The organism is Granulicella aggregans, assembly GCF_025685565.1.
GTDB classification, from domain to species: Bacteria; Acidobacteriota; Terriglobia; order Terriglobales; family Acidobacteriaceae; genus Edaphobacter; species Edaphobacter aggregans_B.
In genome coordinates, this window is record NZ_JAGSYE010000001.1 from 1,848,889 (window position 1) to 1,868,512 (window position 19,624).

General features: G+C 60.5%; 21 protein-coding genes. 9 read left to right on the forward strand and 12 right to left on the reverse strand.

The window, feature by feature from the left end:
* The first annotated feature begins 150 nt into the window (after nt 1-150).
* On the forward strand, nt 151-888 hold the full coding sequence (gene cmk, locus OHL18_RS07345) for a (d)CMP kinase (protein ID WP_263374164.1): 738 nt from the start codon (nt 151-153) through the stop codon (nt 886-888).
* Nucleotides 889-1,250: 362 nt separating this feature from the next.
* The gene (locus tag OHL18_RS07350) at nt 1,251-1,451 is read left to right on the forward strand and encodes a cold-shock protein (protein ID WP_013581125.1); all 201 of its coding nucleotides are present in this window, start codon (nt 1,251-1,253) and stop codon (nt 1,449-1,451) included.
* Nucleotides 1,452-1,793: 342 nt separating this feature from the next.
* Here OHL18_RS07350 and OHL18_RS07355 read toward each other — a convergent pair whose 3' ends face one another.
* Together OHL18_RS07355 and OHL18_RS07360 are read right to left on the reverse strand one after the other, a co-directional pair.
* Nucleotides 1,794-2,666: a hypothetical protein gene (locus OHL18_RS07355; protein WP_263374165.1), complete on the reverse strand. Its 873-nt coding sequence runs from the start codon at nt 2,664-2,666 to the stop codon at nt 1,794-1,796.
* A gap of 24 nt (nt 2,667-2,690) precedes the next feature.
* Nucleotides 2,691-3,647 carry an MBL fold metallo-hydrolase gene (locus OHL18_RS07360; RefSeq protein ID WP_263374166.1) on the reverse strand — a complete coding sequence of 319 codons (957 nt, stop codon included), beginning with the start codon at nt 3,645-3,647 and terminating at the stop codon, nt 2,691-2,693.
* 360 nt (nt 3,648-4,007) lie between these two features.
* Between OHL18_RS07360 and OHL18_RS07365 the strand changes: the two genes are divergently transcribed.
* The 5 genes from OHL18_RS07365 (at nt 4,008) to OHL18_RS07385 (ending at nt 10,448) form a co-directional block, all read left to right on the forward strand.
* Nucleotides 4,008-6,524, forward strand: a complete 2,517-nt coding sequence (locus OHL18_RS07365; RefSeq protein WP_263374167.1) for a 2-oxoglutarate dehydrogenase E1 component — start codon at nt 4,008-4,010, stop codon at nt 6,522-6,524.
* Nucleotides 6,525-6,879: 355 nt separating this feature from the next.
* A complete protein-coding gene (locus OHL18_RS07370) occupies nt 6,880-8,250 on the forward strand; it encodes an OmpP1/FadL family transporter (RefSeq protein WP_263374168.1) in 1,371 nt (456 codons plus the stop codon).
* 499 nt (nt 8,251-8,749) lie between these two features.
* Entirely contained in the window at nt 8,750-9,199 is a 450-nt protein-coding gene (locus tag OHL18_RS07375; protein ID WP_263374169.1) for a hypothetical protein, read from the forward strand.
* 14 nt (nt 9,200-9,213) lie between these two features.
* Nucleotides 9,214-9,693, forward strand: a complete 480-nt coding sequence (locus OHL18_RS07380; RefSeq protein WP_263374170.1) for a hypothetical protein — start codon at nt 9,214-9,216, stop codon at nt 9,691-9,693.
* Between the two features lie 158 nt (nt 9,694-9,851).
* Nucleotides 9,852-10,448, forward strand: a complete 597-nt coding sequence (locus tag OHL18_RS07385) for a Uma2 family endonuclease (RefSeq protein WP_263374171.1) — start codon at nt 9,852-9,854, stop codon at nt 10,446-10,448.
* Between the two features lie 178 nt (nt 10,449-10,626).
* On the opposite strand, the gene OHL18_RS07390 is transcribed toward OHL18_RS07385, so the two are convergent.
* From OHL18_RS07390 to OHL18_RS07435, 10 genes are all read right to left on the reverse strand, one after another.
* The gene (locus OHL18_RS07390; RefSeq protein WP_263374172.1) at nt 10,627-11,670 is read right to left on the reverse strand and encodes an NAD(P)-dependent alcohol dehydrogenase; all 1,044 of its coding nucleotides are present in this window, start codon (nt 11,668-11,670) and stop codon (nt 10,627-10,629) included.
* Nucleotides 11,671-11,864: 194 nt separating this feature from the next.
* Nucleotides 11,865-12,902: an energy transducer TonB gene (locus OHL18_RS07395; protein WP_263374173.1), complete on the reverse strand. Its 1,038-nt coding sequence runs from the start codon at nt 12,900-12,902 to the stop codon at nt 11,865-11,867.
* A gap of 138 nt (nt 12,903-13,040) precedes the next feature.
* Nucleotides 13,041-13,586 (reverse strand): adenine phosphoribosyltransferase, encoded by a 546-nt coding sequence (locus tag OHL18_RS07400; RefSeq protein ID WP_263374174.1) that lies wholly within the window; start codon nt 13,584-13,586, stop codon nt 13,041-13,043.
* On the reverse strand, nt 13,587-13,868 hold the full coding sequence (locus OHL18_RS07405; RefSeq protein WP_263374175.1) for an acylphosphatase: 282 nt from the start codon (nt 13,866-13,868) through the stop codon (nt 13,587-13,589). It lies immediately after the preceding gene.
* Between the two features lie 3 nt (nt 13,869-13,871).
* The gene (locus tag OHL18_RS07410; RefSeq protein WP_263374176.1) at nt 13,872-14,249 is read right to left on the reverse strand and encodes a hypothetical protein; all 378 of its coding nucleotides are present in this window, start codon (nt 14,247-14,249) and stop codon (nt 13,872-13,874) included.
* The gene (locus tag OHL18_RS07415) at nt 14,228-14,584 is read right to left on the reverse strand and encodes a DNA-binding protein (protein WP_396274072.1); all 357 of its coding nucleotides are present in this window, start codon (nt 14,582-14,584) and stop codon (nt 14,228-14,230) included. The genes OHL18_RS07410 and OHL18_RS07415 overlap by 22 nt, the downstream gene beginning before the upstream one ends.
* Nucleotides 14,585-14,654: 70 nt before the next feature.
* Nucleotides 14,655-15,212 (reverse strand): elongation factor P, encoded by a 558-nt coding sequence (gene efp / locus OHL18_RS07420; RefSeq protein ID WP_263374178.1) that lies wholly within the window; start codon nt 15,210-15,212, stop codon nt 14,655-14,657.
* Nucleotides 15,213-15,506: 294 nt separating this feature from the next.
* Nucleotides 15,507-16,562: a hypothetical protein gene (locus tag OHL18_RS07425; RefSeq protein WP_263374179.1), complete on the reverse strand. Its 1,056-nt coding sequence runs from the start codon at nt 16,560-16,562 to the stop codon at nt 15,507-15,509.
* Entirely contained in the window at nt 16,559-17,158 is a 600-nt protein-coding gene (locus OHL18_RS07430) for an anthranilate synthase component II (RefSeq protein ID WP_263374180.1), read from the reverse strand. The genes OHL18_RS07425 and OHL18_RS07430 overlap by 4 nt, the downstream gene beginning before the upstream one ends.
* Nucleotides 17,159-17,650: 492 nt before the next feature.
* Nucleotides 17,651-17,962, reverse strand: coding sequence for a UPF0175 family protein (locus tag OHL18_RS07435; RefSeq protein ID WP_263374181.1), 312 nt, complete (start codon nt 17,960-17,962; stop codon nt 17,651-17,653).
* A 130-nt stretch (nt 17,963-18,092) separates the two neighbouring features.
* Between OHL18_RS07435 and OHL18_RS07440 the strand changes: the two genes are divergently transcribed.
* Together OHL18_RS07440 and OHL18_RS07445 are read left to right on the forward strand one after the other, a co-directional pair.
* Entirely contained in the window at nt 18,093-18,377 is a 285-nt protein-coding gene (locus tag OHL18_RS07440) for a hypothetical protein (protein WP_263374182.1), read from the forward strand.
* A 143-nt stretch (nt 18,378-18,520) separates the two neighbouring features.
* Nucleotides 18,521-19,615 carry a hypothetical protein gene (locus OHL18_RS07445; RefSeq protein ID WP_263374183.1) on the forward strand — a complete coding sequence of 365 codons (1,095 nt, stop codon included), beginning with the start codon at nt 18,521-18,523 and terminating at the stop codon, nt 19,613-19,615.
* Nucleotides 19,616-19,624 lie beyond the last annotated feature (9 nt).

Genomic DNA, 19,624 nt, shown 5'->3' on the forward strand with positions numbered 1-19,624 from the left:
GCACAGCTCTACCTCTTACTGATACACTCCGCGTTGACAAAACCCACAGATGCGAAGAGTGCTGATACACTCCGCCTTGCTTAAGGGCACGGCTTCAGCCGTGCCACCAGCTTTCATTCGAAGCGCGGCTTTAGCCGCTGAGGTACGCTTTTGACCGCAAACTCCTTCGCCCCCACCGAAAAAGTCCGGCCCACCCCCCGCCAGCGCCCCGTCATCGCCATCGACGGCCCCGCCGGTGCCGGCAAGAGCACCCTGGCCGCCCATCTAGCCCGCACCTTCGGCTTCCTCAACCTCGAGACCGGAGCCATGTACCGCGCCCTCGCCCTTAAAGCCATTGAAAACGACTTCGGCTTCGACGAAGAAGAGCCCCTCCTCGAGCTTGCCTCCCGCACCCGCATCAAGCTCGAGCCCCAGCTCGAAGGCAACATCGTCCTTCTCGACGGCACCAACGTCTCCCGCCGCATCCGCGACAAAGATGTCACCTCTGGAGCCTCCCAGATCTCCGTCCATCCCCGCCTCCGCGCCTGGATGGTCGCCGAACAGCGCGCTCTCGGCCAGGCCGGCGGAGTCGTCATGGAAGGCCGCGACATCGGCACCGCCGTCTTCCCCGACGCCGAAGTAAAGATCTTCCTCGACGCCGACCCCGAAGTCCGCGGCAATCGACGCTACCAGCAGCTGCCCGGCACGCCCGACGCCCCAACAGTCACCGAAGCCACCCTTATCGCCGAGATGCGCGAGCGCGACCAGCGTGACCGAAACCGCACGGAATCCCCCCTGAAACCCGCGCCGGACGCCATCCTCCTCGACTCGACCAACCTCACCCTCGACCAGGTCCTCGTCGAAGCCGAAAAGATCGTCCGCAGCCATCTGCCCACGACCCCGCAATAAACCGAAGAATACGAGACGTCATCTTGACCGGAGCCGCAGACAGCTTCATCGTCTGCGGCGGAGTGGAGAGACCCCCGCATTGGCTTCTGTCTTTGCTTCCCCTCAGCCCTCGCATCCCAAGTCATGCCAACAGATGCCTTTTGTAACCTGTTCGTTTCTCCCATAAATGCACAAAATCGGCTCCATGGTGCACCTAAAACGGTGCAACCAAACGATTTATAAAAATATTTCCACACTTTTCTTGCCAGAGATGCTAACCTTCAGTCATCGTTTGAAACAGATTGGTTTTCTGCAACTGCTGTATGTACGAACCCCGATTTGGATCTTGCGGCAAATTCATCAGCACTAAGGAAATAACGAACATGGAACAGGGAACAGTGAAGTGGTTTAACGACGCCAAGGGGTTTGGCTTCATCAGCCGTCAGAACGGCGAGGATGTATTCGTACACTACTCGGCGATCAATTCGAACGGTTTCAAAAGCCTTCAAGAGGGCCAGGCAGTGCAGTTCAACGTAGTCAAGGGACCCAAGGGTTGGCAGGCGTCTGACGTCCAGCCTCTCTAGTCTTTTGCCTCAGCTGTAACTCCGGTTTCGAAGGAGCTCGCAAGATCCGACTCGAAACCTCGAAGTACGGCTAACGGCTGCATTTCGCTTCAAAAAGTTTTGCGGGAGGGACGGCCAAGGCTGTCCCTCTTCGCCGTTAAGCACCCCCACAGCCTAGTCCCTGCCAGAAACGTCATCTCGACCGGAGCATCGCGGCCTCATCGCGATGCGCAGTGGAGAGACCCCCGCATTTGTCTTTGCCGTTGTCTGTTTCTGCCGTCATCCTGAGCGAAGCGAACGATCCGCCACCCCGCTCACGCATCACGACCGCTTGAACCCTTTCGGCCACAATAAGAAAACACCTCACTCCTTCACCACCCCAACCCCCACAATCGCCGCACTCGTCTTGAACTTCCGGTAGTCCGAATAAGCCGCCGTCAGACTCCCATTGAACTTGAAGAACAGCAGCACCCGCGCCTCGCCCTTCCCCTCCACCCGAGCCGGCAGCCACACCTCGCCGTTCACCTTCGTCATTTGCAAGTTGAAGTTCGTCCCCTCGCGGATGCTCGCCATCAAGCCGCCACCCACCTTGAACGAATCCACAAATCGCCCTTCGATCCGAGAGATTGCCTTGTCCTGCTCGTCCACCCAAACTGTCCCGGCCATGTCCCGGATCACGCCCTCGAACCGGTTCTTCGTCTTAGCCTTCGGATCGCCCGTGTAGTCGACCGCGATCGTATCCCGCCCCGCCATCTGCACCCGCCGCGCATTGGTGAAGCTCCCCAACTCCAGCAGCCGCGACACCGTCACCTCGTCATTCCCGCGCGGATCGGTCTCTTTCCCTTTGGCGTCTTCCTTCGCCCGCCGCTCGCTCGCCTTCGCCGCCTCTTTGTCGATCCGTTCGGACTCCTTCTTGGCCTCGTCCGCCGTCAGCTCCCGCCCATCCTTCTTCACCAGCCGCTCGACCGGAACCCCTTTGATCCAGAAGTCGTCATACTCCTTCACCTCGGTCTTCTTCGGCGATCCCTTCCCATCCACCTCCACCTCCGTCACCACGGCATGAAAGATGTAGTCCTTCCGGGCTTCTTCCGCCGCCCGCTGCTTCGCCTCTACCTCATGCATCAGCGCCGGAATATCCGGCAGCGGCCGCTCCGGCTTACCTGTCTCCTGAGCGCCAGCGGTCACCGCTACCGCCAGCACCAGCCATCCTGCCCACCTCAACCCCGCACCCATCATCCCTCAACTATAGCGATCAGGACCTTACTTCATCGCCAGCGGAGGCAGCCGCTTCACCCCGCGCAACTCCTCATCCGTCCGCCGAATATCCGGCTCCATAAACTCCGGAAATGCCCAGTCACCGTACTTTGCCTTGATCTGCGGCAGCACCGCCTTCACCACCGCATCGCCGTTGACTCCACCCGTTTGCGCCTTCGCAATCGCCTCCCGCAGAAACGCCAGGTAGTCCCGAAACGCCTTCACATCTCCAGCGTCGCCCGCCTTATCTCCATGCCCGGGAACAAACTTCGCCCCTGGATGCTCCGTTACCAGCGCATCCAGCGTCTCCACCCACTCCTTCGTCGAGGCATCGATCAGATTCGGCAGCGTCTTATTCCAGAAGAGGTCTCCGCAGAAGACCACATTTGACTCCGCATCCCACACCACAGTGTCTCCGCCCGTATGCCCCTTCATGTACCGCAACTCCACGCCACGCTTCGGCCCAAGAAACGCCGTCGCGCCCCGCTCATACGTCACATCGGGCAGATAGAGCCCTTCCACCATAGCCCTCTGCTCAGCTGTCGGATTCTCGCCAAAGAACTTCAGGTTCTCCGTCCGCTCCCATCCGCGCACGTTCTCATGCGCCATCACCACCGCTCCAGCCCCTGCGAACACAGCGTTCCCAGCAACATGGTCCAGATGATAGTGCGTATTGACGACGTACTTCACTGGCAGCGTCGCCTTCTCGCGGATTGCCTCCAGCATCTTCTTCGCCGCCGCCGGATTCTCAAACGTATCTACGACCAGCACGCCATCCGCGCCAATCACAAACCCCGCATTCGACCCCGACTCATCCGCCTTCGCCGCCGCATTGTCGATCGCCGCCCAGGCCCCGCCGCCTAAATCCTGCAGCGTAAACGGCGGGACCGCCTGACCCCACGCACCCGCCCCAAACGCCGCGCATAAAGCCGCCGCAACACCCATCACCCGAGCTCTAGTCATGCCACCGATCTTACCGCCAGCACCCCATTTCTTTGTCATTCCCGCAGGGAATCTGCTTTTGCCTTGCCTTTGTCCTTCTCCCGCCCCAAACGAACCGTCATCTCGACCGAAGCATCGCAGCCTCATCGCGATGCGCACTGGAGGGCCCCCGCATTGGCCTTCGCACCTGCCGTGGCTTGTTCTGCTTACTCGTCGCATTCCGTCTTGCATCCCCGCAGAGTTGTACTTCCACGGCACACCTCTCCCCTTTTCCCGCGCGATTATCGAATTTCATCACTCAGCGCCCCGTTCAAAGGTCTAGCATTATTCATAGGGAAAGTTGTGTGTTCACCCGCCACAGCTCCCGCGAGAAAGGAAGTCATGGCGACCACCCCCGGCACCGAACCCCAAACCTCCCCTGAAAATCAAACCGAGCAGGCCCGCGAACGCGAAGACGTCTTCAACCTCTTTCGTACCTGGGGCCATCTCCAGGCCACGCTCGATCCCCTCGGCCAGTTCCTTCCGCCTGAGCCCTTCCCCATCGCTCCCCCCGAAGGCGAAGCTACGGCGGAAGCCCGCAGCTTCTACTGCGGCACCATCGCCGCCGAGTTCATGCACATCGGCAACATGGAGCGCCGCCAGTGGCTCCAGGCCCAGATGGAGCAGACCTACACGCCGAAGAACCAGGCCCACATCCTCACCCAGCTCATCCACGCCGAGCTCTTCGAGCAGGTCATCCAGTCCCGCTATCTCGGCACCAAGCGCTTCTCGCTTGAAGGTCTCACCGTCCTCATCCCGTTCCTCGACTCCATCTTCGAGACCAGCGCCTCACTCGGCGTTGAAAGCGCCGTCTTCGCCATGAGCCATCGCGGACGTCTCAACGTCATGACCAACACCGTCGGTCGCTCTGCATCCGAAGTCTTCGCCAAGTTCGAAGACGTCGACCCACGCTCGGTCCTCGGCGGCGGCGACGTCAAGTACCACGTCGGCGCGACCGGCACCTACACCTCGCCCGAAGGCAAGACCATCAATCTTCACCTAGCCTCGAACCCGAGCCACCTTGAAGCCGTCGATCCCGTAGCCCTCGGCCGCACCCGCGCCAAGCAGATGCGCCTCGACATCTACGGCGCCGACAACTCCTTCGGCAAGGAAAAAGTCCTGCCCATGATCATCCACGGCGACGCCGCATTCGCCGGCCAGGGCATCTTTGCCGAACTCCTCGTCCTCGCCGCTCTTCCCGGCTACGAAGTCGGCGGCACCATCCACGTCATCGTCAACAACCTCCTCGGCTTCACCGCTCTGCCGGAAGAGTCGAACGCCTCCCGCTACGCCTCCGACCTCGCCAAGCGCCTGCCCATCCCCATCTTCCACGTCAACGCCGAAGATCCTGACGCCGTCGTCCGCGTCGCCGCCATCGCCGCCGAGTATCGCCACAAGTTCCACTCCGACATCGTCATCGACCTCGTCGGATATCGCCGCCACGGCCACTCCGAGGTCGACGATCCCACCGTCACCCAGCCCCGCCGCTACGCCATCATCAAGGACCACCCCGTCCTCTACAACCTCTACGCGAAGCAGATCGGCGTCGACCCCTCCGCCGAAGTCGCAGAGGTCCAGCAGCACTTCCTCGAAGACCAGAAGGTCGCCAGCCACGCCGACCACAAGCCCCGCCTCGCCAGCAAGCCCGCCTACTGGGATCCCTACCACGGCGGCGACTTCGAGCCGGAGTATGAAGTCTCCACCGGCCTCCCCGCCGACCGCATCGCCGAACTCGTGCGCCTCTCCACGCAATCGCCAGAAGGCTTCCACATTCACCCCAAGGTGAAGAAGCTCTTCGAGCAGCGCCTCGAGATGGGGGCAGGGAAGCGCCCCTTCGACTACGGTATGGCCGAGCTGGTCGCCTATGCCTCGCTCCTGCTCACCGGCTTCCCCGTCCGCCTCAGCGGCCAGGACTCCCAGCGCGGAACCTTCAACCAGCGCCACGCTGTCATGGTCGACATCGAAACCGAGCAGCGCTACATCCCGCTCGCCCACATGTCGGCGGACCAGTCCCGCTTCGAGGTCTACAACTCCATGCTCTCCGAGGCCGCAGTCCTCGGCTACGAGTACGGCTACTCCCGCGACTACCCCGAGGCCCTCGTCCTCTGGGAGGCCCAGTTCGGCGACTTCGCCAACGGCGCACAGATCATCATCGACCAGTTCATCTCCGCTGGCGAAGCCAAGTGGGGACTGCTCTCCGGCCTCGTCATGCTCCTCCCCCACGGCTACGAAGGCCAGGGGCCCGAGCACTCCAGCGCTCGCCTCGAGCGCTTCCTCCAGCTCGCCGCCCACGACAACATCCAGATCTGCCAGCCCTCCACCGCCGCGCAGTACTTCCATCTCCTCCGCCGCCAGGTCATGCGCCTCTGGCGTAAGCCCCTTGTCGTCTTCACTCCGAAGTCGATGCTCCGTCACCCCGACGCATCCTCCACCCTCGCCGACTTCGCCGCTCCTCGCTACCTCGAAGTCCTGCCCGACAACGCCGTCTCCGGCCCTCGCCGACTCCTCCTGTGCTCCGGCAAGATCGGCCACAACCTCCGCGTCGAGCGCGAGAAGCGCAAGGACATGTCCGTCGGTATCATCTTCATCGAGCAGCTCTACCCCTTCCCCGAAGCCGAGATTCAGGCCGCCATCGACCAGCACCCCAGCGCGCAGGAGATCGTCTGGGTCCAGGAAGAGCCCGCCAACATGGGTGCCCACACCTACATCATGCCGCTTCTAAAACGCCTGACCGGCGACCGCGCTCTCACCAGCGTGAAACGTAGCGCAAGCGCCAGCCCCGCCACCGGCTCCGCCAAGGCCCACGAGCTCGAAGAAAAGACCCTCATCGACCTGGCCTTCGGCACCACCACGCGCTAACCGCGCGATCTTTGCCGTCGTCTGTTCTCTTGTTTGTCATTCCCGCAGGGAATCTGCGTCTCACCCGTCTCCCACTTCGTGCCCCATTCATCGCAGCAGTATCGCGATGAGTGGGACATTCGTGCCCAGCACGAACCGCCTTGCTCCCCTATCCAAATCCGTCATCTCGACCAAAGCGAAGCGTAGTGCAGAGACCCCGCATTGGCCTCTGCCGTTGTCTGTTCTTCGCCCCACCAAACATCAATGCCCGAATTTGCGACACCTCAAAACTTGATACGTCCTTCGTGTCAATGACATAGACCGATGCCCCCCATAGACTTTTCCTGACGTCGCCAACCCGGCAGACGAAAAAACTATGCCAAATCGCCTCTCACGACCTGCCTTTCTTGCATCTCTCGTCACCTTGGCTTTCTCGCTCTCGTTCGCGGCGAACGCTCAATCCGCCGGAGCCCTCGGCAACGGTCTCTCCGCCGCCGCCGTCGCCCGTGGCGGCACCATGGTCACCGAGCACGCCTCTCCCCTCGACGCGGTCGAAGGCAATCCCGCCGGCCTCGCCGGAATCCACTCCCGCGTCCTCGACCTCAGCGGCCTCGCCCTCGTCGCCCACGGCACCTTCACCAACTCCGCAAACTCAGCAGCCGACCCCGGCACCCTCCGCGCCTTCTCCGGAGCTTTGCCCTACGCCGCCTTCGCTGTGCCTCTCGGTAAGCGTTTCACCGCCGCTGCCGCCGTCACTCCTGAGTTCCTCATGCGCGCCGCCTGGCAGTACACCGACCCCGCCGGAACCGCCGGCGTCACCTACGGCTCCCAAAAGCAGGAGTCCCAGTTCATCGCCATCCGCAGCTCCGCCTCCATCGCCTACGCCCCCAGCCGCAAGTGGTCCTTCGGCTCCAGCATCGGCCTCGTCTACAACAAGAACCTCCTCCACGCCCCCTACATCTTCCAGGAAGAGCCCGCCCTCGCCGGCCTCAAAGTCCTCCTCGACCTCCACACCAAGGGCTGGGGCTGGAACGGCAGCGCCGGCGCTCAATACCAGCCCAACGATCGCCTCGGCTTCGGCTTCGCCTGGAAGAGCGGCACCTCCGTCCCCAGTCACGGCTACGCCCAGGGCAGCGCCTACGCTCTCTTCAACGCCCTCGGCGTAGGCGCCGACCCCACCTTCCACTACCAGGCCGAGGTCGATAACCACCTTCCCCAGGTCGTCTCCGCCGGCGTCCGCTGGCAGATCAACCCCCACATCCGCATAGCCACCGAAGGCGGCTGGACCAACTGGTCGAACTCCTTCAACCGCCTCCCCGTAAAGCTCAAGGAGGGCACCAACGCCGTCATCAACTCCGTCGCCGGAAGCTCCTCCATCCGCGACTACGTCCCTCTGAGCTGGCATGATCAGGGCACCTTCCGCGCCGGCGTCGAACTCCCCGTCAAGCACCAGTGGACAGCCCGCGCCGGCTACAGCTTCCTTTCAAACCCCGTCCCTAGCTCGACCATCACCCCGCTCACCGCGGCCATCCTCTCGCACGGCCTCGCTACCGGTCTCGGCTACCAGCCCGAAGCCGGAACGCCCCACAACCTCCTCTCACGCCTGCAGTGGGACGCCGCCTACCAGCTCCAGCTCCCCGCCAACCAATCGGTCGGCATCAGCTCGCTCCAGGCGGGCGAGTACTCCAACTCCCACATTCACGTCCTCACCCAGTCGGTCACCCTCTCCACCCGCCTCAACTTCTGATCACTCGACCCTTGTCATCCTTCGACGAAGTCGGAGGATCTGCTTTCCGGGGTACCGAGTACTGGGTGAACTGCCTTTCGCGCCTACTAACGAAACGTCATCTCGACCGAAGCGTCGGACAGCTTCATCGTCCGTCGCGCAGTGGAGAGACCCCCGCATTAGCCTTCTTCACCACGCGCTCAAAAAATCCTGTCAAGCCCCTCGGCCCTCCGTGTACCCCGCAACCAAAACATTCTAAGACACTTAGCGCAACCAGAAATTTGCCCATTTACCCCACTCGACCTGTTACGATTTAAATAGAAATCAAGAAAAAACCCGGCCAATGCCGGGTTTCGTGCTTAACCGCCTTTGTTTTGTCGACTTTAGGACTTAACCCCTTTCTTTTGACGACTTTGACCCCAGACGCGCCAGCTATACCGCTGATTCTAAGCAACTTAGCCGTATCTACCCCCCCCTTTTTTCGCCAACTTTTCCACAGCCTTCCACAGGAGCATTCACCATGCCCTACGAACTCTGCCGCCACATTAAGTCCAACGGTCGCCGCTGCGAATCGCCCGCCCTCCGCGAAAAATCCTGGTGCTTCTACCACGAGCGTCTCCACACCCGCCATCGCTACATCCGCGAAGCCAAGGCCACTCTCCCCGACTCCCCGCTCCGTATTCCCTCCCTTGAAGACCCCGAGTCCATCCAGATCGGCCTCTCCCTAGTCGTCGAAGCCCTCGCCACCGGTCGCCTCGACGACAAGCGCGCCTCCGTCCTCGTCCGTGCCCTCCAGGCCGCCGCCCGCAACGTCGCCCACGTCAGGAACAGTCCTTACTACAAGTCGGTCGTCCGCGAGTTCACTCCCACACTCGACGGCCTTGCCCTCGCACCTGCCAAAATGAGCGACAAGACCAATAGGACCGACGTCATCGCCGACAACATTGCGGCAAAACTCTTTGGCGAATGAGATAAGCTAAACCCATGTACGAAGACTTCCACGTCACCGACCGCTGGACCGGCGAAGACCTCCACTGCTCCTGGAAGGGAACCGTGGTCGCCATCGCCACCCGCCACGCCGACGCCACCGACATCCGCTTCTCCGTCAAGGCCGGCTCCGAGCACCCCCGCGCCATCTGGATCGCCATGCCCAACATGGCATGGGTCGAGCAGAAGCGCCGCACCGGCAAGGTCATCACCGACTACCTCGCCGCCCAGACCGCCGGCCGCTACCTCAAGTCCATCATCGAGACCGGCTACGACAACGGTCGCGAGATGTACACCATGACCGTCGAAGAGGTCCTCCAGCACGCCGAAGCCGTAGTCCGCGAAGCCGGCAGCACCGACAACCTCCCCTCGCTCCCGGTGATTAACGAGAACATCAGCCCCGAGCGCGTCTTCGGCCGCCTCCCCGCCGACAACGCCGGCCCCGTAGTCATGCCCCCCGAGCACACCGTCCTCTAGCTCGGCGCATCGTTCGTCTACCATCCTTTGTTTGTCATTCCCGAAGGGAATCTGCTTCTGTGCCGGTTCGGCAACCGGGTGCCCCATATCTGGCAGCTTCATCGCCAGATGTGGGTTCTCGAGCCACCCATCCCCTCTCCGTGGCGTACACTCTCCCCATGAACCTCGCGTTCACTGAGTCCCAACTCCCCGTCCGCATCCGCTTCGAGCAACCGCTCTCGGACGACGCCCTCGCGCGCTTCTCCTCCGAAAATGACCCCCTCCGGATCGAACGCGACTCCAACGGAGAACTCATCGTAATGACACCCCTACACTCCGATAGCGGAGCCATCGAAGGCGAGATCCTCTTCGAACTCGCGCGCTGGGCACGTACCGACGGTCGCGGCAAAATATTCAGCTCGAGCGCCGGCTTCACCCTCCCCGACGGCTCCATGCGCGCTCCCGACGCCTCCTGGATCAGCCTCGCTCGCTGGAACGCCCTCACCCGCGCCCAGCAGCAAAGCTACGCTCCCATCTGCCCCGAGTTCATCATTGAAGTGCGCTCTAACTCCGACCGCCTGATCAACCTCGAAGCCAAGATGGAGATGTGGATCGCTAACGGCGCTGAACTAGCCTGGCTCATCGACCCTGAACGGAAGACAGTCTCCATCTACCGCCCCGGCGATAACCCCGAACTCCTTCACGACCCAACCTCGGTGCAGGGAACCGGCCCCGTAGCCGGCTTCGAACTCATCCTCTCCCGCATCTGGCAGTAGCCACCAATCCGCAGGTGCCCCACATCTCGACTCTGAGATATGGGAACGTAAAACCTGTCCCTCCCCAAACGAAAAGACCGCACCCAAAAGGGCACGGTCCTGTCGTGTTAAGGGCACGGCTTCAGCCGTGCCACAGAACTCGCTTTCGTATTGCGGCTTTAGCCGCTGAGGTACTTCTCTACTGCCCCAGCGACTTCAGATCGATCACAAACCGATACTTCACATCACCCTTCACCACCCGCTCATACGCCTCAGGCAGCTTCTGCACGCTCGTCAGCTCAATATCCGAAACGATATTGTGCTCCGCGCAGTAGTCCAGCATCTCCTGCGTCTCGGCCATGCCGCCAATCATCGATCCCGACAGCGACCTACGGTCCGCCACCATCGAGAACGCCGCAATCTCCAGCGGCACCTCCGGCAGACCCACCAGGCAAAGTGTCCCATTCAGCCGGAGCAGCGACAGGTAAGCATTCATATCGTGCGGCGCCGAAACGCAATCAATGATGAAGTCCAAGCTCCGAGCATGGGCCTTCATCGCCTGCGGATCCTTCGTCACAACAACCTCGTCGGCCCCCAGCTTCTTCGCGTCCTCCGCCTTGCCCGCCGAAGTCGTGAACAGCACCACATACGCTCCAAACGAGTGGGCAAACTTCAGCGCCATATGCCCCAGCCCGCCGAGACCCACCACGCCGACCTTCATCCCGGGCCCAACCTTCCAGTGCTTTAGCGGCGAGTACGTCGTAATCCCCGCGCAGAGCAGCGGGGCAACCGCCGCCAGATCCAGCTTGTCGGAGATTGTGAACGTGTACTTCTCATCGCAAACGATGTTGTTCGAGTACCCCCCGAACACCATCTCACCCTCATACGTCTTCCCGTTGTACGTCGGGACCATGCCCTTCACGCAGTAGGGCTGCGCCTCGGCCAGGCAGTTCTCGCACACCCGGCAGGAGTCGACCATCACGCCCACGCCCGCAAGATCGCCCACCTTGAACTTCGTCACCTCGGCGCCTACCGCTGTCACATGCCCGACGATCTCGTGCCCTGGAACCATGGGATAGATCGACCCGCCCCACTCGTCCCTGACCTGGTGAATGTCCGAGTGACAGATACCGCAAAAGTCGATCTCGACGACAACATCCTTCGGCCCCGGCTCCCGGCGCTCAAAGTCAAACGGCACCAATGCCGACTTCGGGTCATGCGCTGCATATCCATGCGACTTCATTGAACTCTTCTCCTCATTACGTTCTAAACCTAAACCCTTGTCATCCTTCGCCGCAGGCGGAGGATCTGCTGTTCGCACTCTTACACGGCATCAAGAAACGTCATCTCGACCGAAGCATTGCGGCTTCATCGCAATGCGCAGTGGAGAGACCCCCGCATTTGCCTGCGCCGCTGTCTCTTCAGATGCGAGACGTTCTATCCCGGCCCAAAGTTGTAATTCACTGTAATTGTAGTGTCGACCGAGCAGGGGACCCCATTCAACAAATACGGCTGATACTTCCACGTCCGCACCGCCACTAACGCCGAGATGGCCTCGGTAGCACTGGGAGCATCCAACACCGTCAGTTGATGAATTCGCCCATCAGTCCCGATGACAGCGTGAAGATGGACCGCTCCCGCAGTACGGCTCTGCTTATCTTCTACAGGAAAGACGGGCACATCTCCCGATAGCTTCTTGCCCGCGATCACACCGCCAGCCACCTTCGTCGCGCCGCCGCTGACCGGCTTCAACGTGCTGTCCGGATCGAAAAAATGCTCCTCCTCGATTGAGCCTGCGAGCGTCGCAATATGCCCTTTTGCCACGGCTCGTGCATCCGTGGAGATCAGGACATCCACGGGAACGCCCCGGCCCTGAAACGTCCCGATGCTGTTTCGCGCCACGTTCTTCGAGCCATACCGAAACGTATCGCGAAGCCGGTCCTTGTCCTGGTCGAGGCAGTAGGTCGGAAACAACCCCAGCGGAGGATAGGCGACATGCTTGATCGGGTGGTCCATCATGATGCAGTCGAGTTTCACTTTGCCAAAGCTCTCGACGCGCAGATCCGGCACGGCATCCTTCATCTCGTCCTCTGCCAGCGGATGCACGACCTCATCCCGCAGCCGTTCGAGTAGATAAGGGGCCGAAGGCTGGCCCTCAGTCCAGTAAATCTCTCCACCCCGCCGAAGCCTGGTTGCATTGTAGGAAGGCGACGTGTAGATCAGTTTGTCATTCTCAGGAGACCACCACTCTTCGATCGTCCCCTCTTCCGCGGTCGCGCCCTTCTTATCCAGCAGTTGAAAGGTTATCTTCAGATGCCAGGGCTTCAACGCCGGATCATCGATCGAGCTACTATTGGCCGCATCGTGCAGCCGCTTCGCCAGCGCCGCCGGATCAGCCGCAAACGCCGAGCTCGAAACAGCAACGAAACCCGCGGCAACCAGCCACTTCCAAAGGCAGTTCTTCTTCACTCTCACCCACTACGCTCCTAATGTCGTCCCTCTGAGTGAAACGAAGAGACCACGCATCTGCCTTTGCACGCCGTGCCCCACTCAATCGCAGCTTCATCGCGAATGAGTGGGACAGCCACGACTTTCTAAGTCAGGCCAACGACCCTACTCGTCATAGTGCAGCAAGCTGAACACGTCATACTCCTTGAACTTCGCCGCACCCTGCAGGAAGTCCAGCTCAATCGCAAACCCAAGCCCGACAACCTCGCCGCCCAGCTGCCGCACCAGCTTCACGGTGGCTTCCATCGTGCCTCCGGTGGCCAGCAGGTCGTCGACGATCACCACCCGCTGCCCGGGCTCAATCGCATCGAGATGTATCTCCAGCGAATCCGTCCCATACTCCAGGTCATAGGTCACCTTCGCCGTGGGAGCGGGCAGCTTCTTAGGCTTGCGCACGGGCACAAAACCAGCATTCAGCCGATAAGCGAGCGCCGGTCCAAAGATGAACCCACGCGCCTCGATACCCAGTACAAGGTCCACTTCCTTGCCAATGTAGTAAGCCGCAAACGCGTCGATCAACTGCGCGAACCCGGTCTTGTCCTTCAGCAGCGTCGTAATGTCGTAGAACAGAATCCCCGGCTTGGGGAAATCGGGAACGGTGCGAACCAGTTCCTTCAGCGGTTCGCAGTTGATCTTCTCTTTCAACACCATCTACCAGGCTCCTTCAATCTCAAATGGCCCCAGAGCCTCGCCTTCGCTCTCGGCCAGTTCATGTTCGATGACGGCATCGACGCGGCTGCCGCGCGAGCCCTTCTTCACCGCCGCCCGCAACTCCGCAAGCTCGGCCTCTGTCCCCATAGCGACAATCTCGACATGCCCCTCGGGAACATTCCGCACCCATCCGCGCAGCCCAATCTCCGCCGCCTCGCGATGGACGTACCAGCGGAAGCCGACGCCCTGAACGCGGCCTCTAACAAGAAAGTGAATCACCATAGGCTACGCGATCCGGTACACGTAGGCGGCCTCGATAAAGCGCCCGCCAATCATCTGCCCGCCGAGCCGCATTCCTTGCACGTTGGCAGTTTTTCCAAATATCTTGTGAAGCTCTCTGATAAAGGAATCTTTCGTCGTGAACAACATCAAAGGAGGCAGCAGGTGCGTAAAACGCCCCTGCAGAATCCCATAAATCTTCTCCGTGGCATCGAGTCGATTCATGGCATCAAGAGAAGGAGACGAAAGCACGAGCCGCCAGTCGCCGTACTCGGGAAACACGGCCAAAAGTGCCGTGATGCGCTTCAGGCCACCAGCGTCGAGCGCCGCCAGAACTTCGTTGCCCACGTTGATGTCGGGACCTACCAGCGTTGCTTGATCCATGGCAGCACTCCATCTCTCCGGCGTTCGATCGCCCGTATCAGGGTCTCCGCTTGATCTCTAGACCAAATGGCATAGCGGCTCTCTTCCGTCCATCGGCGCACTTCGTTCCAACTAGCCTCAAGCTTCAGATTCGCCTTCATCTCCTTGTCCAACTCGGCTTTCATCAACGCCAGATCGATAAGCTCAACAAGGCTATGAGTGAAGACCTTCCTTGAACTGATCCTATCGGGAAAGTCGTGCCGCCTAACCGCTTTTGCAAAGCATGCCTTCAATGCACATTCGATGGCATAACCGGCGAGGTAATAAGCTCCGCTAAATTCGCCAGCTTTCAGCAAAACCTTCGCCTCACGAATCCTTGCGTTGGACAATCTCTGGAGGTCGGTCCGATTCATGCACCAAAGACTACTACGCCCGGCTCATATACGAGCCTTCCGCCGTATCCACGCGAATCTTCTCGCCTTCATTGATGAACGGCGGCACCTGCACCACAAGGCCCGTCTCCATCTTCGCCGGCTTGGTCACGGAAGACGCCGTCGCCGACCGGATCCCCGGCTCGGTCTCCATTACCGTCATCTCAACGTGTGTCGGCAGTTCGATACCCACCGCCTTGCCATCATGGAAGCTCACGCTGATCGACAGGTTCGGCGTCAGGAACTCCACTGCGTCGCCCAGCGTCTCGCGCTTCAGCATCGTCTGCTCGAAGCTCTCGTCCATGAAGTAGTAGTCTTCGCCGTCGTTGTAGAGGAACTCCATCTTGACCTCGTCGACGTAAACGCGCTCGATCGGGTCGGGCGAACGAAAGCGCTCCACGAACATCGCTCCCGTGCGCACATTCTTCAGCTTCGCCTGGATGAACGCCCGCAGGTTGCCGGGCGTCCGGTGCTCCACCGAGAAGACCATGTGGAGGTCGTTGTTGTACTTGATAATCATGCCCGGGCGCATCTGCGTTGCGGGAATCGACATGGTGAAGGTACTCCTGATCTTGTGTATTTGTGGCGGCGGGCAGGTACTCGACAGCGCTCCAGTCGATCGCGCCAGAGCTCGATTTCAGCTCACGAACAGCACTCCAGCAACAAGCCCGCAACCTTACGATTGTAGCTCAACCGCTGCTGCCCGCTCCCCACAAGGCGGGTGCCCCACATCTCGATTCTGAGATGTGGGCTTCACCACGCCACGTCCACATCGAGGGCTCATACTCTGTGCCCCATTCATTTGCAGTCTCATCGCGAATGAGTGGGACTGCCCAGGAGCCTCGCTCTATCCGCCTCCAAACACCCGCTTGAAGAACCGCCCTATCCCGCCGAAGAACCCTGTCGACCTCTGCGCAGGCTTTGGCTTGGTATCCACCTTCGCAGCCTCTTTAGGATTCTCGTCTGCCGGCACGGGAGGCGGAGTCGGATTGTCTGCCTTGTACACCAGTGTCGTCGCCACCTGCGTATGAACCACCCCGGGCTCAGCCTGCGGCGGCGGTGGTGGTGGGGCAAGTCCCTGGCTCACTGCGGCAGGGAAGGGGTACTGCGCAGCAGGCTGTGGTGGCGTAGGTGTCTTCGTCCCCGGCAGCAACGAGAGATCCGGAGCTGCCTCGATTGTCTTCACCGGCTGGTCCGGGCAGCCGCAGGGCGAACTCTCGTTGTCCACCACCTCATGCAGATTGCCGTGCTCGAACAACACATGCTGTCCCGGAAGCACCCGGTAGTTGTCGTTGCCAAAGAGGCTGCCAATCTCCAACGTCGGGTGTTGCCCCATTCCCGCAACCCGGTTTTCGATACAGGTGTCCCCATTGTTCGCGACACGTACGCGCAGATCCAGTGGCCCGTCTTCGGAGAAACTCACCCGCAGATCCGGCGTCATCATTACGTCGCTCATCAGCACGCTGGTATGCAGCTCGGCCGCGCCACGATCCAGCGACACCATCAGCGGAAACCGTGTGGGGGCAACCGACGCGGCTGTTGCATCCGCCGTCGCCGGTTTACTGTCTGCAGATCCCGCAGGTCCAATCTCCTGCTTCGGCGGGGCCGAAACCACTGGATTCCCCGCCGTCAGATGAACTCCGCTGGTCGAACAAACCTTCACCGACCCGCCCCGGAACAACTCCACGTAAGCCGGATGGTCCTTCGCCGTCACCGTCACGTTGCCAAGCAGTACCGACCGCTGGTTATCGGTCGCCGTGGTTCCAGCAACGACTGCGTCCACCGTCGCCACGCTTCCGATCGGCATCTGAGCCCCGGCCTGCGGCGCTCCAGCGGCAAGAGCGAACGCCCCCGCCGCCATCCCTGTCCCTACAGCTCGCCGTGCCCCACGCCCAGCCTTCATTGCATCCTCAGGAAGTTCTCGATGATCTGCTTGCCATGCACCGTCAACACGCTCTCGGGATGGAACTGCACGCCCTCGATCGGCAGCTCGCGATGTCTGAGCCCCATAATCGTGCCGGGCTCATCGGCGTCCGTCGTCACCGCCCGCGCCGAGACCTCCAGCACCTCCGGCAGGTCCTTGTCCTCGACGATCAGCGAGTGATACCGGGTGCAGGTCATCGCCGAAGGTATCCCGGCGAAGATCGTCTTTCCGTCGTGCTCGACCTCGCTGGTCTTGCCGTGCATCAGCTTCTGCGCGCGGATCACATTGCCGCCAAACGCCGCCCCGATCGCCTGATGCCCAAGGCATACCCCCAGAATTGGCACCCGGCGCGGAGCATCCGGCCGCGCAAAGTGCTTGATCAGGTCCATGCTGATGCCCGCATCCTGCGGCGTACACGGCCCGGGCGAGATCAGGATCCGCTCGGGATTCAGCGCTTCGACTTCCTCGGGCGTCAGTTCGTCGTTGCGCCGGATCACCATCTCCGCGCCAAGCTCGCCCATGTACTGGACCAGGTTGTAGGTGAAGGAGTCGTAGTTGTCGAGAACGAAGATCATGGAATGCCTGTCTTTCTACGAATTGCGTCCTCACTCAGAAACCGCTGAAGTATCTCTTCATCCACACGGAAGCTTGTAGTACGCAATTTTATGAATGCTTCTTCTAGCGAGATCTCATCGATCTCTGCCGCGTCCGCCAAAACCCGCAGGGTTGAGATCGTTGCCACAGAATACATTGCGGCCACCCCTCTTGCCGCACGGTCGTCCGTCAATACAACCGCCGGTGCCATTTCAATCGCGAGCAGAATGGCCTCACGCTCGCCCCGGCCAAGAACCTCAATGTCTTTTGGAATGGGTCTGGCACCCAGTGGCGAAACGCGAACCCAGGCCGGAAGGTTTGTCGCAAAGTCCCGGACGGGCCCGGGAGCCCTGACATCCAGCAGTTCCGTGAGCACCCCTGGGGAAGAACGATCTCCGAATAAAGTATGGGCAAAAGACCGATCGCGCCGATCAACGTGAGGTAGTTGATCATTGTCGTATCCGCTATAACGATCATCCTTGTAGTTGTGCCGCCCGGCTTTCGCGCAGTGCCTGGCTCACCAGGCGCTCCTGTTCCAGCTCCTCGGGCGTGTACTCGATCCACACCTGCCGCGCCTTCAGAAAGCCGTCCAGCTCATAGCGCGTTGGGATGTCGAGCGCCTCCATCAACTGCCGCCCGGAGATGCGTTCCTCGCGGTACGCCTGCACCAGCGCGTCTTCCATCACCGCCCGCGCTGCGTCCTTGCCTGGGGGTAGGTACTGGCCGCAAGGCTGTCCGGAATGTCTATGGTGATCTGCACAGTCAAAGAATACACCCGCCTGCATCTCGACTGGACAGCTCAGTTGCCCCGCGCCCGCTCGATCGCGCCATCTTGACAGTCGTCACACAAGTTGATATTATTGATTTAATGGGTTTTTTATAGACTTCAACAGTGTCCGCCTCAGGAGGAGTGTTATGAAGCATAAGATTCTATTCGGCATCGCGCTCGCTTGCGCCTTGATCGGCACCTCAAGGCTCACCACACAAACCCAGCTTGTCAAGGGAAGCCCCGACTCGGCGAAGGACTCACTGTCCAAGCCACCCGAATCAGCGAAGGAGGACCTGTCCAAGGGTGACTCCAACGCGAAGGAGTCGTTGTCCAAGCAAACTTCAGATGCGAAGGAATCCCTGTCTAAGGGAACTTCAGATGCGAAGGAATCCCTATCTAAGGGAAACAGCGACGGTTTTGGCATTCTCTAAGTCAAGTCCTACAACCCTTCGCTTTCTGTATACGGACTGGCTGAGATCACACTCGAATGGCAAGACGAGGATCTCAGCCATATTTGCGTCTACGGTACCCAACGAACGATTGACCCTGACCGCAAACGGATTTTTCTGAGTCAATGATCGGCTCCCGCCATCTCTGGATCGCTCTCTGCCTCCTCGATTGGAGTCTCAGCTCCGTTCTTCCGGCCGCTGCACAACTCCATCGCTATTCGGGAGATGTTCCGGTCGTTGACAAGACGAGCGGAGATGAAGTTCTCGTCTACTATGCGAGCGAAACCGCCGCCCAAGGGCCGACCGTAGAGAACGCGCACATCATCGCCGGATGGTTGCGTCAGATTGACACCCCAGACGCACACTTGGAGTCCTCCGCGATACTCAAGGACATTGACGTGTTCCCAGGGGTCATTCAGGAAGAGATTGCAGCGCTACGGAAGGATCCCAACCATGGCAACTTCCTTCTCTTCTCCAACGATCTGACCCGTCAGGGCCATCTGTGGCTGGGTAGGCGCGGCAAACCCGCAGTTCTCGCCGACTTCCATTGTCAGGCCGTGGAGAACCCAGACCCCTTGATCGCATATAGCCCTCTGAGCACTTCCAATTGCCTGACGGCGGCCTTGCGGGAAGCGGCCACTCAGTTCCGGGTGGACCAGCACACCTTCACCGTCGTCTTGAATGGCCACGGCTATCAGGAGCGTTCCCTGGTTCCTCGTCTCTGTGTTTGGCACAACGAGATCACGCCTGACGTGCTTGCGCGCATCTTCCATCGAGTCGACCTTGCTTCAGCGCGAAACTTCCGTGCGCGCTATGGCATGTCGAAGCAGGAGCTGGTAGACACCTTGGGGACCTCAGTGCCTGACATGCACATACGGCTGGTCGAGCTGCACTCCTGCCACAGTTCGCTACCGCAAGGAGCGCATCTGCCCAAGAATGTCGATGTCCTGTGGGCTTATGACGGCAATGTCAACTACAAGACCATCGACTATGAAAGAGTTCTGGCCAACGCCCCGCAAGCAGGCCCTTCAGAAGCCTTCGACTCCTATTTCCTGCGAATTCAGCGCCGCGATACGTTGATCGACTGGTACAAAGGACACCGCGCGTTTCTGGCTACGGGGATTTGGTTCGTACCCCTGCTGGTCTATATCAGCGGGTATCTTTTCTTCCTCATGCGTAGATCTTTTGCCTCAAGACATCCGCTTCCACAGCAAGGTTAAGGTCCGAGC